Annotated in this window: 2 protein-coding genes; one reads left to right on the forward strand and one right to left on the reverse strand. The window is 73.9% G+C overall.

Translation table 11 applies throughout. The annotated features are described in order from the left end of the window. On the reverse strand, positions 1 to 1,632 hold a 1,632-nt coding region (locus tag D471_RS33905), incomplete at its 3' end, for a type I polyketide synthase (RefSeq protein WP_040689230.1). Between the two features lie 268 nt (positions 1,633 to 1,900). Here D471_RS33905 and D471_RS0111225 point away from each other — a divergent pair. Further along, complete coding sequence (locus D471_RS0111225) at positions 1,901 to 3,571, forward strand: (2,3-dihydroxybenzoyl)adenylate synthase (protein WP_026127618.1); 1,671 nt, start codon at positions 1,901 to 1,903, stop codon at positions 3,569 to 3,571. The last annotated feature ends 62 nt before the right edge of the window (positions 3,572 to 3,633 follow it).

Below are 3,633 nucleotides of genomic sequence, written 5' to 3' on the forward strand. Positions count from 1 at the left end.
GACCCAGGTGACGCCGCCGTCGTCGGCCGAGGCCCGGTCCGACACCGCGCTCTGGCCGGCCCGTTCCTCCGCGAGGTCGCGCAGGCCCTCCACCAGCGCTTCGGGGGAGTCGGCGACGACGGCGCCGCGCTGGGCCAGGTGCGAACGGCGCAGGGCCAGCGTGTGGCCGATCGAGGCCAGGGAGGCGTCGGGGCGCTCCTCCACCCAGTCGGCGACCTTCGCGGCGAGGCCGCGCAGCCCGGCCGCCGAGGCGGCGGAGAGGGGGAAGACCGTCGCCCTCCCGGAAGCCGGACGGTCCGCGCTCCGCGCCGCCCCGGAGTCGGCGTCGACGTCCTGTTCCAGGAGGACGTGCGAGATCGTGCCGCCGACGCCGTAACTGGACACACCCGCCCTGCGCGGGCGCGTGCCCCCGGTGGACGGCCACGGCACGAGCCCGTCGACCAGCCGCAGGCCGCTCCCGTCCCAGTCGATCCCGTCGTGGGGCGCGCCGTGCAGGCTCCGGGGGATTCGGCCGTGCCGCATGGCGAGCACGGTCTTGATCACGCCGGCGACCCCCGAGCCGCCCTCGATGTGGCCGATGTTGGGCTTGACCGAGCCGATCAGGCACGGCCTGTCGTCCGGGCGGCCCGTACCGAGGACCCGGGCGAGCGCCGTGAGCTCCTCACCGTCGCCGGAGGGCGTCCCGGTCCCGTGCGCCTCCACGTAGTCGACCGTGGCGGGCGCGATGCCCGCCCGTTCGTAGACCTCGCGGAGCATGTGTTCCTGGGCGCTCCCGTTGGGGGCCATCATCCCGTCGGAGCGGCCGTCCTGGAAGACCCCGCTGCCGCGCACGACCGCCAGGACGGGGTTGCCGTCGCGCCGGGCGTCGGAGAGGCGCTTGAGCACCACCACGCCCGCCCCCTCACCGCGGCCGTAGCCGTCGGCGTCGCGGTCGAAGGCCTTGCTCCTGCCGTCCGGGGACATCGCCCCGGCGCCGTTGAGGGCGACGTTGAGCGCCGGGGTCGACATGATGTTGAGGCCGCCGACGACCGCCAGGGGGATCTCCCCCGACAGCAGGCCCCCGCGCGCCAGGTGCAGCGCGGTCAGGGAACCGGCGCAGGCGGTGTCCACGGCCATGCTCGGCCCGCGCAGGTCGAGGAAGTAGGAGACCCGGTTCGCGATGCCGTAGAACGTGGTGCCGTTGACCGCGTAGGCACCCGTGAGCGGGATGTCCTCCAGCAGCCTGCGGCCGTAGTCGTTGGAGTTCGCGGCCGCGTACACGCCCGTCTGGCCGCCGCGCAGGGACAGCGGGGGGATACCCGCGTCGGCCAGCGCCTCCCAGGTGAGTTCGAGCATGAACCTCTGTTGCGGGTCGAGGAAGTCGGCCTCCCTGGGCGAGATCCCGAAGAAGTCCGCGTCGAAGCCCTCGATGTCGTCGAGGAAGGACCCCTTCAGAACGGTTTCGCGCAGGGCGGTGGTCGCCTTCGGGTGACTCGACGCGTAGGCCTTCCACCGTTTGTCGGGCATGTCCGAGACGGTGCTGCCGCCCTCAACGAGGAAGCGCCAGAAGTCCTCCGCGGAGAGAAGGTCGGGGGCGAATCTGCACGCCATCCCGACAATGGCGACCGCCTCGTCAGCTGCTGCTGTTTGCATCGGCTCCTCGCTCCCATTCAAATCGCCGAGCGGACGGACCGCCGCGGCGGCCGTGTCGTCCCCCTCGCAGTCAGATTCGGGCACCCGGAATCGGAATGACTACTTGTCACGTGCGCTGTACGGACAGGGGCCGTCCGGAAGCGGTGATCGAGCAACGATCGAGAGGATCGTGGGATGTGGGCCCTCCTAGGCTGCCGGGGAAGCGCGCCCGGGGACCCGCCGGTGAGCGGGGGCCGGGCACCGAACCCTCAGGACACCGGGAGACGACATGCCCAACCCAGGAGTGGTTCCGCCCGTGGACGGCTTCGTGCCGTGGCCGACGGAGGCGGCGGCGGTCTACAGAGCCAGGGGGTACTGGGAGGGGCGGCCGCTCGGCTCCCGAATCGCGGAGGCCGCGCGCGCCAGGCCCGACGCCGTGTGCCTGGTCGACGGCGACGTACGCATGACCTTCCGCGAGCTGATGGCACGCGCGGACGGGGCCGCGCTGCGGATGCGCGGCCTGGGGGTCCGCGCCGCGGACCGGGTCGTCGTCCAGTTGCCGAACCGGTGGGAGCACGTCGTCATGACGGTGGCCTGCCTCCGGCTCGGCGCGCCTCCGGTCTGGGTCCTGCCCCAGTACCGGCTGCGCGAGCTCACGGAAGTGGTCGCGCACACCGGGCCGAGGATGATCGTCGTGCCGGACGCCTTCCGCGGCTTCGACCACCAGGGCGCGGCGCACGAGGCGGCCCGGGCCGTGGAGGGGGTGGAACACGTCGTGGTGGGCGGTGCCTCGGCGCCGCTCCCCGGCGGCCTGGACCTGGCCGAGCTGTGCGCGCCCGCGCCGGACCCCGAACGGGCCCGCGCGTCGATGGACCGGTCGGCGCCGGACCCGGGGTCGGTGGCGGTGCTCAAACTCTCGGGCGGGACCACCGGGCTGCCCAAGGTCGTCGCCCGCACCCACGACGACCTGTCCTACATGATCACGAGGGCGGGGAGCCTGTGCGGGTTCGGCCCGGACACGGCCTATCTCGCGGTCCTTCCGCTCGCCCACGGCTTCCCCAACACCGGACCGGGCGTCCTGGGCGCCCTGGCGGCGGGCGGCCGGGTGGTGGTCGCGCCGTCGCCGACCCCCGAGACGGTCTTCCCGCTGATCGAACGGGAACGGGTCACGGCGACCTCCGCGGTTCCGGCGATCGTCTCCCGTTGGCTGGAGTACCGGGAGTCCGGCCCCGCGGCCGACCTGGACTCGCTGCGGCTGCTCCAGGTCGGCGCCTCCCGCCTGGCCCCGGCCACGGCCCGCCGAATCCGCCCCGAGCTCGGCTGCGCGCTCCAGCAGGTGTTCGGCATGTCGGAGGGGCTGCTCTGCCTCACCCGCCTCGACGACCCGGACGACGTCGTGCACCACACCCAGGGCAGGCCCATCTGCCCCGACGACGAGACCATGGTCGTCGACCCGCGGGGGAAGCCCGTGGAGACGGGGGTTCCGGGAGCGCTGCTCACGCGGGGCCCCTACACCGTCCGGGGCTACTACCGGTCACCAGAGCTCGACGCGCGGCACTTCACCGGGGACGGGTGGTACAGGACCGGCGACATCGTGCGCCTGTGCCCGGACGGAAACCTGGTCGTCGTCGGCAGGGAGAAGGACGTCATCAACCGCGGCGGCGAGAAGGTCAGCGCGGAGGAGGTGGAGGAGCTGGCCCTGCGCGCGGCCGGCGTCCGGCGGGCGGCCGCGGTGGCCTTCCCCGACGACGAGCTCGGTGAGCGGATCTGCCTGTTCGTCGTGCCCTCCCCCGGCCACCGGGTGGTGCTGGATGACGTGCGCCGGGCGATGGCCGAGGCGGGGACCGCGTCCTTCAAACTCCCCGAACGCCTCCTCACCGTGGACTCCCTGCCGGTGACGGCACTGGGCAAGACCGACAAGAGCGCGCTGCGGTCCCGGGCCGCCGCACCGCCCGCGTGAGACCGCGCCGCCCGGGGCCGACGGTCCGTCGGCCCCGGGCGGCGGGGGAGGGCGGTGGCGGC

Source organism: Nocardiopsis lucentensis DSM 44048, from assembly GCF_000341125.1.
Lineage (GTDB): Bacteria > Actinomycetota > Actinomycetes > Streptosporangiales > Streptosporangiaceae > Nocardiopsis > Nocardiopsis lucentensis.